This is a genomic window from Enterobacter pseudoroggenkampii (assembly GCF_026420145.1).
In the GTDB taxonomy this organism is placed as follows: domain Bacteria; phylum Pseudomonadota; class Gammaproteobacteria; order Enterobacterales; family Enterobacteriaceae; genus Enterobacter; species Enterobacter pseudoroggenkampii.
The window spans coordinates 1359338-1373727 of record NZ_JAPMLV010000001.1 but is presented as its reverse complement, the minus strand read 5'-3'; the positions used below and the strand labels follow the sequence as shown (position 1 = coordinate 1373727).

Below are 14390 nucleotides of genomic sequence, written 5' to 3'. Positions count from 1 at the left end.
TCAGTTCCCCTCTCCGGCCGCTATCGCATTGACCACGTCCAGCGCGCTGCGCACGCCGTCTTCATGAAACCCGTTGTACCAGTAGGCCCCGCAGAACCAGCTCCGCCGGTGGCCGTTGATCTCGCCGCGCCGTGCCTGCGCCCGCCAGCTTTGCGGGTTAAACAGCGGATGTTCATAGACGAAGCGTTGCAGAACGAAGCGTTCATCCACTGGCGCGTCCGGGTTCAGGGTGACGCAGAACAGCGGACTGCCCGCAGGCAGCCCCTGCAGGATGTTCATGTTGTAGGTGACGCAGGCGCTGGCCTGCGCCTGCTCGCTCAGGCGGTAGTTCCAGCTGGCCCAGGCGCGCGGCCGCACCGGCAGCCAGCGCGGATCGCTGTGTAAAACGACCTCGTTGCGCTGCCAGCCGATGTCACCCAGCACTTCGCGCTCGGCGGGCGTCGGGTCATCAAGCATCGCCAGAGCACTGGCGGAGTGGCAGGCAAAGATCACCTGGTCGAAGGTATGGCTGGCGTCGTCGAGCTGGAGGGTGACGCCATCCGCATGGCGTTTCACACGCTGCACCGGCGCGTTCAGGTGCAGCGTCAGCCGGTCGCCCAGCTTATCCAGCATGGCGCGGATATACTCCCGCGAGCCGCCCGGCACTACGTACCACTGCGGACGATGGGTGATATCCAGCAGGCCGTGGTGGTGAAAGAAACGCAGGAAGAGCGGCAGCGGGAAACGCGTCATCTCCTGCAGCGACGAGGACCAGATGGCGGCTCCCATCGGCAGAATGTAGTGTCGCGCAAAAAACGGCCTGAAGCCGTGCTGCTGCAAAAACGTCTGCAGCGTGGCGTTCGGGTCCACCTCCCCGTCCAGCGCCGCTTTCGCCAGGCGATTAAAGCGAACGATCTCGCCCAGCAGCCGCCAGAATGCCGGATTCACCAGGTTTCGACGCTGGGCAAACAGCGATGTCAGGGTGTGTCCGTTGTACTCAAACCCCGTAGCGGGATTGTGCACCGAAAAGCTCATCTGCGTTTTTTGCCCGCTGATGCCCAGCTCGCTGAGCAGACCCATAAAACGCGGATAGGTGCGATCGTTATAGACGATAAACCCGGTATCGATCGCGTATGTGCCCTGTGGCGTTGTCACGTCAACCGTTGCGGTATGGCCGCCCGGCGTGGCGCCTGCTTCAAACAGGGTCACCTGATGGTGCCCGGCCAGCCGCCAGGCGCAGGTCAGCCCGGCAATGCCGCTGCCGATAATCGCAATGTTCATGAACGCACCATCCTGCGCAGCAGCGCGCGCTGAAGAAACGCAGGCAGCCCGGAGAGCAGCCGCAAAATGAAGCCAAACCCGTCAGGAAACGCAATATGCATTTTCCCAGCCGCCAGTCCGATACGGACCGCCTTGACCGCCTCGTCGACGGTCACCCTGCCCGGCATGGCAAAATCGTTTTTTTGCGTCAGGGGCGTATCGACAAAGCCCGGAGAGACAACCGTGACGGCAATCCCTTTTGGCTCCCAGTCCAGGCGCAGACTCTCGGCAAACCAGCTCAACGCTGCTTTGGACGCACCGTAGGCCTCTGCCCGTGGGAAAGGCAGCCAGTGGGCCATCGAGCTCACCAGCACCACGCGATTACCTGCCACCAGCTGCGGCTGGAGCGCTTCAAGGCAGTTCACCGGGCCGAGGAAATTGGTTGCCATCACCCGCTCCACCAGCGCCGCATCCACCACTCCACTGTCGAGGTATTCGCAGGTACCGGCGCAGAGAATAATCAGGTCGGCGTAGCTGCCGGTCAGCGCCTGGCGACAGGCGTCCCTGTCCGTCATATCGAACAGGCGAACGGTGAGATTAGGACAGGTCTGATGCAGCGCTTCCAGACGCGCCGGATCTCGCCCGCAGGCAATCACATGGTAGCCGTCAGCGGAAAAGGATTTTGCCAGCCCGGCGCCAATGCCCGAGCTTGCGCCGGTAATCAGCACCGTCTTCATGATTTCACCCTCCGCTTAACGCCGCGTACCGCCCAGCCCAGCAGAGGAAGATGTTCGTAGATCATCTCTCCCGCATCGTAGTAGTCGCGCTGGTGCGTGATGAGATCGTTTTCCGTCCGCACCACTGAACATCCGGGCAGGTCGAGCGGTTCGCCTCCGGCAATGCGCGGGTGCGACCAGTGCATCACCCAGGTGACAACAAACCGGCTTCCGCTGCACAGCGGCGGATCGATAGAAAAACGGCAGTTCTCGACGTTGGCCAGCAGATGGGTGAAATAGCGCTGAAGCGCAAAAATACCGTTGTGCTCACCAAACGGATCGATAAGCGTGGCGTTCGAATGATAAAGCCCCGCCAGCGCGGACGGCGGCTGGCTATCCAGTGCGGCGTAGTACTCGACAAACCGACTCACGACAGAGGGCAAAGTGCTCATGGGTCACATCCTGGCTGTAAACAACGTGGCGTAATCGCATAATTAAAACTTACACAATTAACGTTATTTGTCCAAGTTTGTGCAAATTTATTTTTTATTACCTATCAATATCAATAACTTGATAACTCAATCGTTTGACGGTTTTGTAGGCCGGGTAAGGCGTAGCCGCCACCCGGCTTTCACTTTCAGGATATCCTTAAGGCAAATTCGTCGGTCTTCTTCCAGGCTTATCCTTTTTATTCAAAAGGATGCCCGTATGAAACGTTTCTTCCTCTCCCTTTTCTCAAGCCCGGAATCCTTACTGCAGGTGATGAGCCAGCAGGAAATTATTGAAGCCGTGGAAGATGGCGATCGCATCATTATCGACCAGGACGGGAACGCCTCGGTGAACTACAAGAGCAACGAGGTGAGGCAAGATTTTCTGCGTCACGTCAACACGCTGAAGAGGGCCTGATATGGGAACGGCGATATTTATGGTGCTGATGGTATGCGGGTACTGGTACACCAGCCGCGACCTGTCGACCCGCTTTAAAATCAAACGTTCCTTCGGCTGGGATGTCTATTTTCTCGTTGCGCTTTATGGCTGTATTTTCGTTCTGCAGGGCGTGATTGCCACGGGGCTGCTCTGGCTGCTGCTGCTCGCCCTTTCCGCCGCCAACAACGCTTTTCACTTTGCCTCACCGAAATACACCGACTGGCAAATCGACTTTATGAACTGGAGCTTTTTAGGCATTCAGGCGCCGGTGATCGTAATGCTGGCGTTTGCCATCCTGTTTTGCCTCTACCGCTCTAACTGGGCGGGCAGCGCCAGGCTGGACGGTGAAAGCCGGAAAAAGCTCTACAAACGGCTGGCGCAGTCGAGCGGTATTGAACAGCTGCTGTACCAGTGTATGGAGCAAGGCGAGCTGGCGCAGGTCACGCTGCGCTCGAGGCGGATTTACGTGGGTATGATCCACACCGCGACGCTGGAATATGAAAAAACGGCCAACATCGTGCTGATCCCGATGTTAAGCGGGTACAGAGACGCGAAGACGATGAACTTTCGCATCGAGAATAATTACAGCAGGTGGTATGCGGAGCATGACATCACGCTCGACTCGGAACCCCGCAGCGCCATGTCATTCCGCAAAGTGATTTTACTCAATCAGATTGAGAGCCTCTCGCTGTTCGATCCCGCCAGCGCCAGCGCGCTGTCGCTGGCACAGCATGACACGCTTTCTAAAGAGGCATCCCCATAATCCTGAGTATGCTCTGCTGTGAGGCGGTTTCGAAAAGGACGTTCTTAACGCAGAGCATGCCCTGCTTCTGGTAGAACCGGTACGCTCCTGCGTTCTGCTCAAGCACCTCCAGCCAGAGATAGTCTTTCCCCCTGCTCCGGGCCATGTCTGTGATGTTGTTGAACATCACCTGACCATAGTTCTTGCCGGTTGCGGCGGGATCAAGGTAGAGCTTATTGAGGAGAACACCCTTCTTGTCCGTTTCTGGAAGCATGGCTTCCCAGGTCACTTTCATGAATCCCACTGGCCGATCGGTCTCTGCAACATACCAGGAAACAGAGTTATCTTTCAGGCTCTGTTCAACTACAGAACGCGCGTACTCTCCGTGCAGAAAATCCTTCATCTCTGCCTTTGACACCCACAGATGCTGAAAATGGGCGGGATAGATGCGATATCCCAGCTCGCTTAACAGCGTTGAATCGGCCCCGGTGGCCTGTCGAATTCGAAGAGACATGGAGGGTATCCTTACTAACCGCTTTAGGTGTGATGCCGTGCGAAACGAGAAAGACAAAACAGTTACATTCTTGCCGCATATATTATTGCGGTGAACGACGTTAAGTACAGCCCGCGTGTTATGGATCTCGCCCGACACACCAAAACGGGTGGGTGAAAACCCTCACCAGATCGCGCTAGTCTGCCTGTGTTGAATGGATGACCAGGACTAGCGATTAGAACGTATGGAGATTATTTTGATGCGGCATGGAGAACCCCATTATAGGGGGGCGCCAAGGGTCTCGTGCAGGGAAATGACCGAATGGATCGACAGCTATAACCTCTCTTCGACGGGCAGCGACAGGCCGCCTGAAAGGGCTCAAATTCAGGCGTACCGCGCGCTCACGTTTCTCAGCAGCCCTCTCCCGCGAGCCCTTTCATCGTTGAAAACGCTGGGGTGTGAACCGGGTTTAATTGATGAGGTTTTTCGGGAAGCAGAGCTGCCGGTGTTCCGTATTCCGGGGTTACGGCTATCGCCTTTTTACTGGGCAGCGCTGTTTCGCGTTCTTTGGCTCTGCGGCCTGTCTGGCGAGGCAGAGTGCGTGAGCGTCGCAAAAAAACGTGCCGTTAAGGCGGCAGAAATTCTGGTGAATGTCGCGAAGGAATCTGACGGCCCCATCTTGCTCATGGGGCACGGAATGATCAATCGGTTTATTGCGAAGGCACTGATCGCATCAGGCTGGAAAGAACAGACTTCCCCGGGTACCGGTTACTGGGGAGCGGGGGTTTACAGCCTTGTGTAAGGGCACATACTGACACCGAGGATGTTTTCATCCTCGGCGCCTGGGTCATAGCGTCTGGCCAAGGATAACGCGATCGAACAGACGGTCTCCCAACCAGAGACGCATGCGGATGAGCATCTTTGCATACTTGCCGGCTGCATAGCGTGTACGCGGATGAGGGCTTTTAACGGCGCGGGCAACCACGTCCGCAATCACCTTCGGGTCGCTGCCTCTGCCATTCCCGTATGCATTTTTGACCGATTTAGCCACCTTCTCCACGAGGCGAGCGTAAGGGCCATTTGCTGAACGTTTAACTATATTGCCGCTGACCACATCACCAAAGCCTGTCTCGATTAAACCCGGTTCAACAATCACAACCTTAATGCCAAATTCAGCCACTTCAAGACGCAGACAGTCAGACCATCCCTCAAGCGCATGTTTCGTTGCGTGATACCAGGCTCCCAGAAGGGTGTAAATCTTACCCCCCATAGAGGTGATATTAATAATGTAACCGCTGCGTCTGGCGCGCATGGCCGGGATCAGCAGTTGCGTAAGGCGGGCCGCACCAAACACGTTAACCTCAAACTGATAGCGAGCTTCATCAATACCGATCTCTTCTACCGGTCCATAGAGCCCAAAACCCGCGTTGTTGACCAGCACGTCAACCCCACCTGTCTGCGACATGATGGTATTCACGGCAACCACAATGTCTTCATCACGTGAGATATCCATCCGCAGAGGGTACGCGCCAAGCTGGGCGAGATCGTGCATTTTCTCAACGCTACGGGCAGCAGCGTAAACCTGATAGCCATCCTGAATAAGACGACGGGCGATGGCTTTGCCCATACCTGACGATGCACCGGTGACCAGCGCAGTTTTTTTGTCCTGAGTAAACATAGATACCTCGGTGAGTAGACTGTGGCTAGTTTGCTCTCCTTCGACCTCATGTTAACTAGCGTATCGCGCCATATGACTCGCAAACTGCGCCATCAGAGCGATACATACGCACGTGTTTACTCAAGACGCATGGCTGTCCTGGCCGCTTCTGGAGTCTGGCCCGTCCAGGTCATAAATGCGCGATAGAATGAGTTAGGATCTTCGAAACCCAGCAAAAACGCGATCTCATACCCGGAAAGACGCGTATTGCGAAGATAATGACGGGCCAGGTGTTCACGACACGCGTTGACAAGGTTGCGAAAGTTTTCCCCTTCCTGCTCAAGCCGGCGCTGCAGCGTGCGTTTGCTCATTCCCAGACGCTCCGCCGCTTTTTCAATAGTCGCTTCGTTACCGGGAATAAGTTCCAGGAGTACCGCTCGTACGCGCTCGGCGGTTGAAGCCCGTTCATTTAACTGACCGAGACGACGCTGCAGTTCCGGTTCAAACACCTGCCACATCCCCTCATTGACCGTTAAAAAGGGTCGAAGCGCATCGGCTGCGGAAAAGCTTATGGCGGGCTGTTCTCCGTATTGCACGTCAATACCAAAGAAACGCGAAAAGTGGCTGTTCTGAACCGATGACGGTAGCGCAGAAACGCAGATCCGTAAGGGGTTAACCGGTTCGCGAGTTCCCAGACGCAGAAGCTTGAGCAGGAAGCCCAGCTCTGCCACCTGGAGAAACGGCGGAATAGTTGTCGCAAAAAGCCAACGCGGTGAGACGGTAAGGTTGCCGTTTTGGTCGACCGTTGTCTCCAGAACCATGGGAGCAATAAGCTGTTTATATCTGGCCAGGCGCTGGACAGCCTGCATCATATTGCTGCTACACAGTGCGGCAAAAAGTGGCGGATCAAACACATCCGCAGAGATCAACTCAATGAGCGGGACGGGAAAGGCAGGATCGTTCGTTTCAGCCTCCAGTGCATTCCAGAAGCGAATGTATTCATTCGTATCGAGTCCCCGCGCTTTTTGTAAAAAGAGATCGTCAGGTAATCCTGCCCTGCGGAGAATGCGTTCTGGCTCAAGCCCCGCGTCTTTCAGCAGCGTTTTCCAGCTTATATCGAGAGCGAAAGTACGGTTAGAAGCCATTTGCTTATTCCCGGTTGAAGGTTATGCAACGCTTAGCGTTATTGTTCATCGACGGATGAACGGGCGCTATGCAGTATGGTTGGCTGGCAGGTCACCGGGAAATTCAGTGAGTTAGCAATAAAGCACAGCTCATGCGCGCGGTGATGAAGTGCCACAGCGCGATCGATATCATCCCCTGGGCGAAGCGTGATTTGAGGCTTCAGGACAATAGAGGTGAAACACCCCTTTTCTCCTTCGCGCATCGTTCCTTCCGCCCGGTCAATATAGGTATAAACGCTTATCCCCGCTTCCGCGCAAAGATGCAAATACCATAATTTGTGACAGGCAGAGGCTGACGCGACAAGAAGATCTTCAGGATTCCAGCATGATGCATCCCCCAGAAATGCAGGATCTGATGAACCTGAAATCGGAGATTTATCACCCGCCGTGATGTCATAAAGACGATCGTAGGCTTTATAGGATTCCGTCCCACGGCCTTTGTTCCCTTTCCACTCGACCTTAACCTGATAATGATGCTCACGATGGCTCATCTTGATGCTCCCGATAATGATATCCGATGGATTTTGCTGGCGATGTTTGTTCGCAATCACCTGTCTCGACGTAAGCTATCAGATGGTATACCATTATTCCATCTTTTCAGGAGAAACAGTATGCAGCTTAACGCCCTTTCGACCCCGGACGTGCTCGCCAGTGAATTAAGAAAGATGATAAACAGCGGTCGTCTGCGTGATGGAGAGAGGCTTGTTGAAAGGGATCTTGCCAGTCATTTTTCTGTCAGCCGAATCCCAATGAGAGAAGCAATCAGGCAGCTTGAACGCGATGGGCTGGTGGAAATTTTCAGGAACCGCGGCGCTGTTGTCAGAACGCTTTCTGTTGATGATCTGGATGAGATTTACTCCCTGCGTGCCTTACTGGAAGGGGAAGCCGTCTTTCAAAGCGTGAAAAACCTGAGCTCTGATACACTGGCGAGGGCCGAACTGACGCATACGCTTCTCGCCAGAACGACTGAATTTGACATGCAGGGCACACTTAACCGGGAGTTCCACGATCTTGTCTACAGTGGGTGCAAAAACCAACGCCTGCTGAGGCTGATTAATGATACCCGCAATCAGATAGAGCGGTATGAATACCTTCAGCGAAAGCTCCTTTCCGCAACACCGGTTTTTCAGGATGACCATGCAGGTATCCTTACAGCCTGCAGGGAACGGGATGCCGGGAATGCACGAGCTGAAGTCGTGCGACATATTCTTAGTGCCGGAGAAATGCTTAAAACGTTTATCAGCCATCGCGACGAGGGTTAAGGGGAAATCCCGTTAACCCGGCTAATGCCCGCTTCAACGGAGTGATGACATCATCCGTCTCCATGCCCATTTGCGCATGAATAATGGCACCGTCAATGAGCAGCATGATTTCATTGACGACGCGCTCATCCGCGATCTTCGTCAGCGACGCAATAATATTCTTTGTTTCGATTTTATGATCGCGGCATATCTCTTTTATTTCGCTTTCAATATCTTCCGATTTTGCCTCAGCGCTGGCATTAATAAATGCGCAGCCGTGGAACTCAGGCGAAATAAACCATTCGTAAAGCGTTGCCGATATAGCATCAGAAGGTATTTCACCTTCATCAAGATGTCGACGCAGCGTGGATTCAAACCAGCCAATCCATATTTCGTGCCGATAGTGCAAATAGGCGAGAATAAGTAAACTTTTACTCGGAAAATGACGATAAAACGTCACCTTCGTCACTTTAGCCTCTTTAATAAGCGTATCCACGCCTGTCGCCCTGAAGCCTGTGGAATAAAACAGATCGTGCGCCGTAAGTAATATCTTATTTCTGACGCTGATTTTGGTATCGTTGCCTGCAGATTCTGTTTTCACTTTTTGGTAGCCTCAAAACGGATGTTGACAGCGTTATTTTACAGGCATAGATTACCGCATGTAGACAGACCTGTCTACATAATATAACACTGAGGTAATCGCCATGAACACACGTCCTCCTTTACCGCCCTTCACGCGTGAAAGCGCCATCGAAAAAGTCAGGCTGGCAGAAGATGGCTGGAACAGCCGCGACCCGGCGAAGGTCGCGCTGGCCTATACGCTGGATACCCAATGGCGCAACCGCGCGGAGTTCGCCACTAACCGTGAAGAAGCCCGGGCGTTTCTGGAGCGGAAATGGAAAAAAGAGCTGGACTATCGTCTGATTAAAGAGCTCTGGGCATTTACGGATAACCGCATCGCGGTGCGCTATGCCTATGAATGGCATGATGATTCCGGCAACTGGTTCCGCTCGTATGGCAATGAAAACTGGGAGTTTGAGCCGGACGGGTTGATGAAGCGACGCTTTGCCTGCGTAAACGATATGCCGATAAAAGAATCCGAGCGGCTGTTCCACTGGCCGCTGGGCAGACGCCCGGACGATCACCCTTCGCTGAGCGATCTTGGCTTATAGGATTTTCGCATCACTCCGGGCCGTCCCGGAGTGGTGAATTTACAATGCGCCCAGCTGTTTCATCAGCGTCAGGTTGTCCTCAATATGCCAGTTAGCCGCAATCTTGCCGTCAGCGATCTCATAAATATCCGTGGCGATAAAATCTATTTTCTGCCCCTTTCCCTTCAGCTTGCCAAATGTCCCGGTGAAGGTGCCGTGAAAATGTAAATGCGAGACCACGCGATTGCCTGAAATAATCATTTGCTCAACGTCGCAGCGTAAATCAGGCACGGCTGTACGAAACGCACGGGAGGCTAAAATAGCGCCTTCGGGACCTTGCTTACGACCTTCCGGAGGCGTTTTATCGATGAAATTCACCGCCAGCGCATCACGCGCCAGGGACTCTTCTCCCGTATTCCAGAACGTTGCATATTCTCTGGCAACGGCTTCATTCGCCCTTAATTGCGCCTGGGGCAGGCTCTTATCAACAATAAGCTGTTTCGGTGGAAGCCATTCCAGCTGCGCCGAAAATGCGGTGCCGGACAGACCGGCAAGAATAAGCATCGCCACAGCTGGACGAAAACACGTCGTATATTTCATGATATTTCTCAATAGAGTATTACATTACCCGCAGTCGATTTCCTGCGGTTCAAATCCGCGAGGGTCAGTTAATTAACGCCCCGCCCTCAATATCAATGATCGACCCCGTGACAAAGGGATTATCAATGGCGAAAAGATACCCTTGCGCGATGTCCTCCGCCCTTCCCCAGGCTTTGGCTGGCAGGGTTTCCGCCGCACCGGCGAGCATTTTTTCCCGCGCGGCGGAGTCCATGCCCGCGTACGCTTCCGTGTCGGTCAGCCCCGGACTCACGACGTTGACGCGCAGCGGTGAAAGCTCTTTCGCCAGCGCTTTTGTCGCGGCCTCAATCGCGGCATTCATCGTCGTTTTAACAATGGCGCCCGCCACGGTGCGACGCGCCACGAACCCGCTGGTGAACGTCAGCGTACCGCGGGGAGCGATGTTCCCGCTGAGATAGCGGGCGACATTGATGCTTCCCCAGAATTTTGTATCAAAGGCCAGCCTTGCAGCGCGGAGATCAAGCCCGGAAAGAAGCCCTCCCGGAGCCTGTGAACCTGCGGTAACGACGATATTATTGACCTCACCCAGCGTTTCACCGAGCGCGACAAGCTCTGCCTCACGGCTGATATCCAGCACGAGGGTGTGAACAGAGGCGGCGTGGGTGCTCAGCCGTTGCCGCGCAGCGTTCAGCTTCGCGCCGTCGCGGCCCGCAAGAATAATTTCCTCGCCTCGCCCGGCAAGCAGGCTGCCCACGGCGAAACCGATGCCGGACGCGCCGCCGATAATTAAGGTTTTACGGGTCATAACGTTTCCTCCTGCAGGATGTAAATGGGGTAATCGGTATAGCCCGTCGCGGTGCCGCCAAACAGCGTGGCGGGGTCGCGCACCTGGGCCAGAGGCAGCTGGTGCGCCAGCCGGTGCGGTAAATCCGGGTTGGCAATAAACGGTCGTCCGAAGGCAATCAAATCGGCATAGCCGGCAGCAAGGATCTTTTCCGCTTTTTCAAGGTCATAGTTACCCGCAACGATAAGGGTTCCGCTAAACGTCTCGCGAAGCGATCGACGGAACTGTTCAGGTACCTGCGGCGCATCGTCCCAATCGGCTTCCGCCAGGTGGATGAAAGCAATGCCTTTTTGCTCACACCAGGCCGCGAGCGCGAGTATGGCTTCCGTCACCTGCGGATCGTTCATCCCGCGCTGGGTAATAAACGGGGAAAGGCGAATGCCCGTACGCTCGCGGCCAATGGCCTCAGCAATGGCGCTTAACACCTCCTGAGCAAAGCGGATCCGGTTCGCCAGCGTGCCGCCGTACTCATCCGTGCGTTTATTGGATGTCTGACGCAGAAACTGGTCGATCAGATAGCCGTTTCCGCCGTGGATCTCCACGCCATCAAACCCGGCCTGGACGGAATTCAGTGCCGCCTGACGATAGTCCGCAACGATGCTGTGAATCTCCTTGCGCGAGAGCGTTCTTGGCTGCGGGCAGTCAACCATCTGGCCTTCCCCCTGTTCATTCACCACCCACACCTGCGCGTCCGGCGCCAGTGCTGACGGCGCAACGGGCTGACCATCCTGATGAAAACGGGCGTGCGACATTCGCCCCACGTGCCAGAGCTGAGAGAAAATAACCCCGCCCGCCTGATGCACGGCACCCGTCGTGAGCTGCCATCCTGAAACCTGCTCCGGCGAATGGATGCCGGGTGTCCATGAGTATCCCTGGCCCTGAGGCGAGATCTGCGTGGCTTCCGTGATGATTAATCCGGCGCCGGCCCGCTGCCGGTAATACTCTTCCATCAGCGGGGAGGGAATATTGCCCGGTTGAAGGGAGCGTGCGCGGGTCATCGGCGCCATGACGATACGGTTTTTCAGGTCTTGCTGCCCCAGCCTGTAGCGTTCAAAAAGTGAGGTACGTTGCATGTTTTCATCCCTTATGGTTTGGACGAAATCACTTTACAGACGGCATCTTGTTTTGATAATTACGCTAAAAGCAGATGCACTTTTCGGAAAACATGAATAATGGGCAAACTCGAAGACATGGCATTACTGGTTGAAGTGGCCGAGGCTGGCGGTCTTTCTGCCGCAGGACGACGCCTGTCGCTTTCCCCCGCCACCATGACGGCCAGGCTGAAGGCGATTGAGGAGCGTTACCAGACCCGTCTGTTTCACCGCTCAACGCGGTCCATCACGCTGACCCGCGCCGGGGAAGAGTTTTACCATGCCGCGCTTCGCGTGCTGGAGGAGATGCATCACGCCGAGTCGTTACTGACGCAAAAAGAAGGCGTGCTCAGCGGCAACATTCGCCTTTCTGCCCCCTCGGACTTTGGCAGACAGTATCTTAGCCCCGCCGTCGTGGAATTCTCCCGACGCCATCCTGACGTTAAATTTTTCATCTCGTTAAAAGAACACGTTGAGGACCTGGTCGCTAACCGGCTGGATATGAGCGTGCGTTTCGGCAACCTGCCGGACAGCAGCCTTGTCGTCAGAAACATCCGCCCGAACCATCGGGTACTGGTCGCCTCCGGGGGGTACCTTAACGAACGCGGCATCCCCGCCACGTTTGCAGATTTGGCTCAGCATCGGTGCCTGGCACTTGAGTCTCAGGGTGTGGTGATGAACGAATGGCGCTTTGAAACCAATGGCGAAGAAAGCATTGTACGCGTAGAGCCTGCCATGGTGTGCGACGACGGAGCATTGCTTCGCCAGTGGGCGCTCAGCGGGGCTGGCATCGCGGGGAAATCGTGGTGGGATGTAAAAGACGATGTTGATACAGGCAGACTCACGGTACTGTTTGCCGACAGCTTCACCGGTTTTAGTCGGTACGATCGCAAAGATGTCGGGCTGCAGTTTGTTTACCCGCAGCGCAAGCTGCAGCCGCTTCAGGTCACGGCGTTTAGCCAGTTTTTTCTCGACTGGCTAAAAAAACAATAACGCAATAAACAGTGATACACTCGCCCGATACAACTCATTATCCCGTCTTAACGGCTTATGACTACAAATATTGCTTTTTTCGACTTCGATGGAACGATAACGTTTTCCGACACCTTCACCCCGTTTATTTATCGCTCTGTTGATGAAAAAACGCTACGGCGTGGAAAGCTGCGCCTTCTTCCCTACATCCTCGCCTATAAAATGGGTGCGTTGTCGGGGTCGGTTTTACGAAAAAAAGTGGTAAGAATAGCGTTAGCTGGCAAATCTGAAGCTGAATTAAAAAAGGCCGGGCTTTTCTACAGTAAAACCGAAATTCCTGCCCTGTTGCGGGAGGATGCCATGAAGAAAATCAGCTGGCATAAGTCTCAAGGGGATACGGTGGTAGTGGTCTCAGCCTCGCTTGATTTATACCTTAAACCGTGGTGCGAGCAGAATGGTCTGGAACTCTTATGCAGTGAAGTGGCATTTTCAGGTGGAAAAGCAACCGGAAAATACAAAAAGGGTGATTGCAGCGCCCGCTTAAAAAAAACGAAGATAATTGATCATTATGATTTATCTTCCTACAACATCATCTATGCCTATGGCGATACGAAGGAAGATTTAGACATGCTCTCGCTTGCCTCGAAAAAATTTTATCAGTGGAAAGAGATGGCCTGACCCCGCCATGACATATTAATAAAACATCAAAATAAGAGATAGCGCGCATTTCGGTGACAACCTCAGGACTACTCTGGGAGCGGTTTTCAGGAGGTACAAAACATGAAAAAGCTTCTGATATGTTGTTTGTTTGGTAATACCGCAAACTCTCTCGCCAAAAAGATGCAGTCTCTGGCAGAACGTGAAGGCTATCCGCTGATGATTAGCGCTGTTGGGCTGGATAACTTCGCCAGTGTCGCTCCCGCTTTCGATGGTTTCCTCGTCGCACCGCACATTCAGTACAAACTTGATGAGATAAAAGAGACGGTGGGTAATACGCGTTCAATCGCCATTATTGAGAGCCTGCCCTATGCGTCCCTGGACGCGAAGAGGGTGTTGAATTTCGTGAAGGAACAGATGCCTGAACTGGCTGCGTGATAGATAAGGCCGCATCGGTTTTGCGGCCTCCGCTCAAAACTCGTCGATACAAGGTTGACCAACCTTATTAATCGCATTGATTATCCTGGCTCTGAGTTCAATTAACGCCGCTTCTTTCTCTTCCAGCTGCTGCAGCTTGCGGCGCAGGGACGCTTGTTTTTGCTCAGCGGTAAATTTGTCGTCAATCCAGACAGCTAAAACCTCTGAGATTTCGGCTAAGGTAAAACCCAGCATTTTGGCATGCTTGATCATGTTTAAACGCTGTAAATCGACGGCGGAATAGACTTTGTAGTTATTGCTGCGATTAGGTTGCGGGATATTCTCTAATAGCCCTTGCCGCTCATAGTAACGCACCGTCTCTTTCGATAATCCCGTTTTCGCACACAGTTCACCAATTCGCATCGCGCCGCCCTCACCTTGTAAAAATCACGCTTGACCGTGTACCTAAGTGCACGGTTT

20 protein-coding genes are annotated in these 14390 nt (G+C 54.1%); 8 read left to right on the top strand and 12 right to left on the bottom strand.

The genetic code is table 11. The annotated features are described in order from the left end of the window. Genes OTG14_RS06780 through OTG14_RS06770 form a run of 3 tightly spaced genes read right to left on the bottom strand, consistent with a single transcriptional unit; the run spans position 1 to position 2407 of the window. Complete coding sequence (locus OTG14_RS06780) at positions 1–1260, bottom strand: NAD(P)/FAD-dependent oxidoreductase (RefSeq protein ID WP_267214786.1); 1260 nt, start codon at positions 1258–1260, stop codon at positions 1–3. Next, positions 1257–1976, bottom strand: coding sequence for an SDR family NAD(P)-dependent oxidoreductase (locus OTG14_RS06775; RefSeq protein ID WP_267214785.1), 720 nt, complete (start codon positions 1974–1976; stop codon positions 1257–1259). Before OTG14_RS06775 ends, OTG14_RS06780 begins: the two co-directional genes overlap by 4 nt. Next, entirely contained in the window at positions 1973–2407 is a 435-nt protein-coding gene (locus OTG14_RS06770) for a nuclear transport factor 2 family protein (RefSeq protein ID WP_061715222.1), read from the bottom strand. The genes OTG14_RS06775 and OTG14_RS06770 overlap by 4 nt, the downstream gene beginning before the upstream one ends. A gap of 256 nt (positions 2408–2663) precedes the next feature. Between OTG14_RS06770 and OTG14_RS06765 the strand changes: the two genes are divergently transcribed. Next, positions 2664–2861: a hypothetical protein gene (locus OTG14_RS06765; RefSeq protein WP_024908361.1), complete on the top strand. Its 198-nt coding sequence runs from the start codon at positions 2664–2666 to the stop codon at positions 2859–2861. 1 nt (position 2862) lies between these two features. Continuing rightward, positions 2863–3645, top strand: a complete 783-nt coding sequence (locus OTG14_RS06760) for a hypothetical protein (protein WP_267214784.1) — start codon at positions 2863–2865, stop codon at positions 3643–3645. On the opposite strand, the gene OTG14_RS06755 is transcribed toward OTG14_RS06760, so the two are convergent. Continuing rightward, complete coding sequence (locus OTG14_RS06755; protein ID WP_267214783.1) at positions 3626–4138, bottom strand: GNAT family N-acetyltransferase; 513 nt, start codon at positions 4136–4138, stop codon at positions 3626–3628. The two genes, OTG14_RS06760 and OTG14_RS06755, sit on opposite strands and share 20 nt — an antisense overlap. 238 nt (positions 4139–4376) lie before the next feature. On the opposite strand from OTG14_RS06755, the gene OTG14_RS06750 reads away from it, so the two are divergent. After that, positions 4377–4919, top strand: a complete 543-nt coding sequence (locus OTG14_RS06750; RefSeq protein WP_267215194.1) for a histidine phosphatase family protein — start codon at positions 4377–4379, stop codon at positions 4917–4919. 45 nt (positions 4920–4964) lie between these two features. Here the strand turns inward: OTG14_RS06750 and OTG14_RS06745 are convergent, their stop codons facing one another. The 3 genes from OTG14_RS06745 to OTG14_RS06735 all read right to left on the bottom strand — a co-directional run bounded on the left by OTG14_RS06745 (position 4965) and on the right by OTG14_RS06735 (position 7449). Then, entirely contained in the window at positions 4965–5795 is an 831-nt protein-coding gene (locus tag OTG14_RS06745) for an oxidoreductase (RefSeq protein ID WP_047748967.1), read from the bottom strand. A 116-nt stretch (positions 5796–5911) separates the two neighbouring features. Beyond that, positions 5912–6919 (bottom strand): AraC family transcriptional regulator, encoded by a 1008-nt coding sequence (locus OTG14_RS06740; RefSeq protein WP_267214782.1) that lies wholly within the window; start codon positions 6917–6919, stop codon positions 5912–5914. Between the two features lie 38 nt (positions 6920–6957). Continuing rightward, positions 6958–7449 carry an OsmC family protein gene (locus OTG14_RS06735; RefSeq protein WP_048989728.1) on the bottom strand — a complete coding sequence of 164 codons (492 nt, stop codon included), beginning with the start codon at positions 7447–7449 and terminating at the stop codon, positions 6958–6960. A 120-nt stretch (positions 7450–7569) separates the two neighbouring features. On the opposite strand from OTG14_RS06735, the gene OTG14_RS06730 reads away from it, so the two are divergent. After that, positions 7570–8220, top strand: coding sequence for a GntR family transcriptional regulator (locus OTG14_RS06730; protein WP_061715227.1), 651 nt, complete (start codon positions 7570–7572; stop codon positions 8218–8220). Here OTG14_RS06730 and OTG14_RS06725 read toward each other — a convergent pair. Continuing rightward, a complete protein-coding gene (locus tag OTG14_RS06725) occupies positions 8198–8800 on the bottom strand; it encodes a TetR/AcrR family transcriptional regulator (protein ID WP_061715228.1) in 603 nt (200 codons plus the stop codon). The genes OTG14_RS06730 and OTG14_RS06725 overlap by 23 nt on opposite strands. A 103-nt stretch (positions 8801–8903) precedes the next feature. On the opposite strand from OTG14_RS06725, the gene OTG14_RS06720 reads away from it, so the two are divergent. Next, a complete protein-coding gene (locus OTG14_RS06720; RefSeq protein WP_032645324.1) occupies positions 8904–9371 on the top strand; it encodes a nuclear transport factor 2 family protein in 468 nt (155 codons plus the stop codon). A 39-nt stretch (positions 9372–9410) separates the two neighbouring features. Here OTG14_RS06720 and OTG14_RS06715 read toward each other — a convergent pair whose 3' ends face one another. The 3 genes from OTG14_RS06715 to OTG14_RS06705 all read right to left on the bottom strand — a co-directional run bounded on the left by OTG14_RS06715 (position 9411) and on the right by OTG14_RS06705 (position 11846). Then, positions 9411–9950 carry an ester cyclase gene (locus OTG14_RS06715; protein ID WP_032647031.1) on the bottom strand — a complete coding sequence of 180 codons (540 nt, stop codon included), beginning with the start codon at positions 9948–9950 and terminating at the stop codon, positions 9411–9413. 64 nt (positions 9951–10014) lie between these two features. Then, on the bottom strand, positions 10015–10734 hold the full coding sequence (locus tag OTG14_RS06710; protein ID WP_090417067.1) for an SDR family oxidoreductase: 720 nt from the start codon (positions 10732–10734) through the stop codon (positions 10015–10017). Continuing rightward, a complete protein-coding gene (locus tag OTG14_RS06705; RefSeq protein ID WP_267214781.1) occupies positions 10731–11846 on the bottom strand; it encodes an alkene reductase in 1116 nt (371 codons plus the stop codon). The genes OTG14_RS06710 and OTG14_RS06705 overlap by 4 nt, the downstream gene beginning before the upstream one ends. Positions 11847–11945: 99 nt before the next feature. Here OTG14_RS06705 and OTG14_RS06700 point away from each other — a divergent pair, with 99 nt between their 5' ends. The 3 genes from OTG14_RS06700 (at position 11946) to OTG14_RS06690 (ending at position 13931) form a co-directional block, all read left to right on the top strand. Continuing rightward, entirely contained in the window at positions 11946–12857 is a 912-nt protein-coding gene (locus OTG14_RS06700; protein ID WP_090417070.1) for a LysR family transcriptional regulator, read from the top strand. A 57-nt stretch (positions 12858–12914) separates the two neighbouring features. Beyond that, positions 12915–13514, top strand: coding sequence for an HAD-IB family phosphatase (locus tag OTG14_RS06695; RefSeq protein WP_267214780.1), 600 nt, complete (start codon positions 12915–12917; stop codon positions 13512–13514). Between the two features lie 102 nt (positions 13515–13616). Further along, complete coding sequence (locus OTG14_RS06690; RefSeq protein ID WP_024908011.1) at positions 13617–13931, top strand: PTS sugar transporter subunit IIB; 315 nt, start codon at positions 13617–13619, stop codon at positions 13929–13931. A 33-nt stretch (positions 13932–13964) separates the two neighbouring features. Here OTG14_RS06690 and OTG14_RS06685 read toward each other — a convergent pair whose 3' ends face one another. Beyond that, positions 13965–14333 carry a MerR family transcriptional regulator gene (locus OTG14_RS06685; RefSeq protein ID WP_024908012.1) on the bottom strand — a complete coding sequence of 123 codons (369 nt, stop codon included), beginning with the start codon at positions 14331–14333 and terminating at the stop codon, positions 13965–13967. Positions 14334–14390 lie beyond the last annotated feature (57 nt).

Excerpts from the sequence above, each read along its gene's own strand:
- OTG14_RS06745 (WP_047748967.1), bottom strand. The coding sequence starts at position 5,795 with ATGTTTACTCAGGACAAAAAAACTGCGCTGGTCACCGGTGCATCGTCA.
- OTG14_RS06775 (WP_267214785.1), bottom strand. The coding sequence starts at position 1,976 with ATGAAGACGGTGCTGATTACCGGCGCAAGCTCGGGCATTGGCGCCGGG.
- OTG14_RS06715 (WP_032647031.1), bottom strand. The coding sequence starts at position 9,950 with ATGAAATATACGACGTGTTTTCGTCCAGCTGTGGCGATGCTTATTCTT.
- OTG14_RS06750 (WP_267215194.1), top strand. The coding sequence starts at position 4,377 with ATGCGGCATGGAGAACCCCATTATAGGGGGGCGCCAAGGGTCTCGTGC.
- OTG14_RS06770 (WP_061715222.1), bottom strand. The coding sequence starts at position 2,407 with ATGAGCACTTTGCCCTCTGTCGTGAGTCGGTTTGTCGAGTACTACGCC.
- OTG14_RS06685 (WP_024908012.1), bottom strand. The coding sequence starts at position 14,333 with ATGCGAATTGGTGAACTGTGTGCGAAAACGGGATTATCGAAAGAGACG.
- OTG14_RS06740 (WP_267214782.1), bottom strand. The coding sequence starts at position 6,919 with ATGGCTTCTAACCGTACTTTCGCTCTCGATATAAGCTGGAAAACGCTG.
- OTG14_RS06700 (WP_090417070.1), top strand. The coding sequence starts at position 11,946 with ATGGGCAAACTCGAAGACATGGCATTACTGGTTGAAGTGGCCGAGGCT.
- OTG14_RS06735 (WP_048989728.1), bottom strand. The coding sequence starts at position 7,449 with ATGAGCCATCGTGAGCATCATTATCAGGTTAAGGTCGAGTGGAAAGGG.
- OTG14_RS06710 (WP_090417067.1), bottom strand. The coding sequence starts at position 10,734 with ATGACCCGTAAAACCTTAATTATCGGCGGCGCGTCCGGCATCGGTTTC.
- OTG14_RS06720 (WP_032645324.1), top strand. The coding sequence starts at position 8,904 with ATGAACACACGTCCTCCTTTACCGCCCTTCACGCGTGAAAGCGCCATC.
- OTG14_RS06780 (WP_267214786.1), bottom strand. The coding sequence starts at position 1,260 with ATGAACATTGCGATTATCGGCAGCGGCATTGCCGGGCTGACCTGCGCC.
- OTG14_RS06765 (WP_024908361.1), top strand. The coding sequence starts at position 2,664 with ATGAAACGTTTCTTCCTCTCCCTTTTCTCAAGCCCGGAATCCTTACTG.
- OTG14_RS06730 (WP_061715227.1), top strand. The coding sequence starts at position 7,570 with ATGCAGCTTAACGCCCTTTCGACCCCGGACGTGCTCGCCAGTGAATTA.
- OTG14_RS06760 (WP_267214784.1), top strand. The coding sequence starts at position 2,863 with ATGGGAACGGCGATATTTATGGTGCTGATGGTATGCGGGTACTGGTAC.
- OTG14_RS06690 (WP_024908011.1), top strand. The coding sequence starts at position 13,617 with ATGAAAAAGCTTCTGATATGTTGTTTGTTTGGTAATACCGCAAACTCT.
- OTG14_RS06695 (WP_267214780.1), top strand. The coding sequence starts at position 12,915 with ATGACTACAAATATTGCTTTTTTCGACTTCGATGGAACGATAACGTTT.
- OTG14_RS06705 (WP_267214781.1), bottom strand. The coding sequence starts at position 11,846 with ATGCAACGTACCTCACTTTTTGAACGCTACAGGCTGGGGCAGCAAGAC.
- OTG14_RS06755 (WP_267214783.1), bottom strand. The coding sequence starts at position 4,138 with ATGTCTCTTCGAATTCGACAGGCCACCGGGGCCGATTCAACGCTGTTA.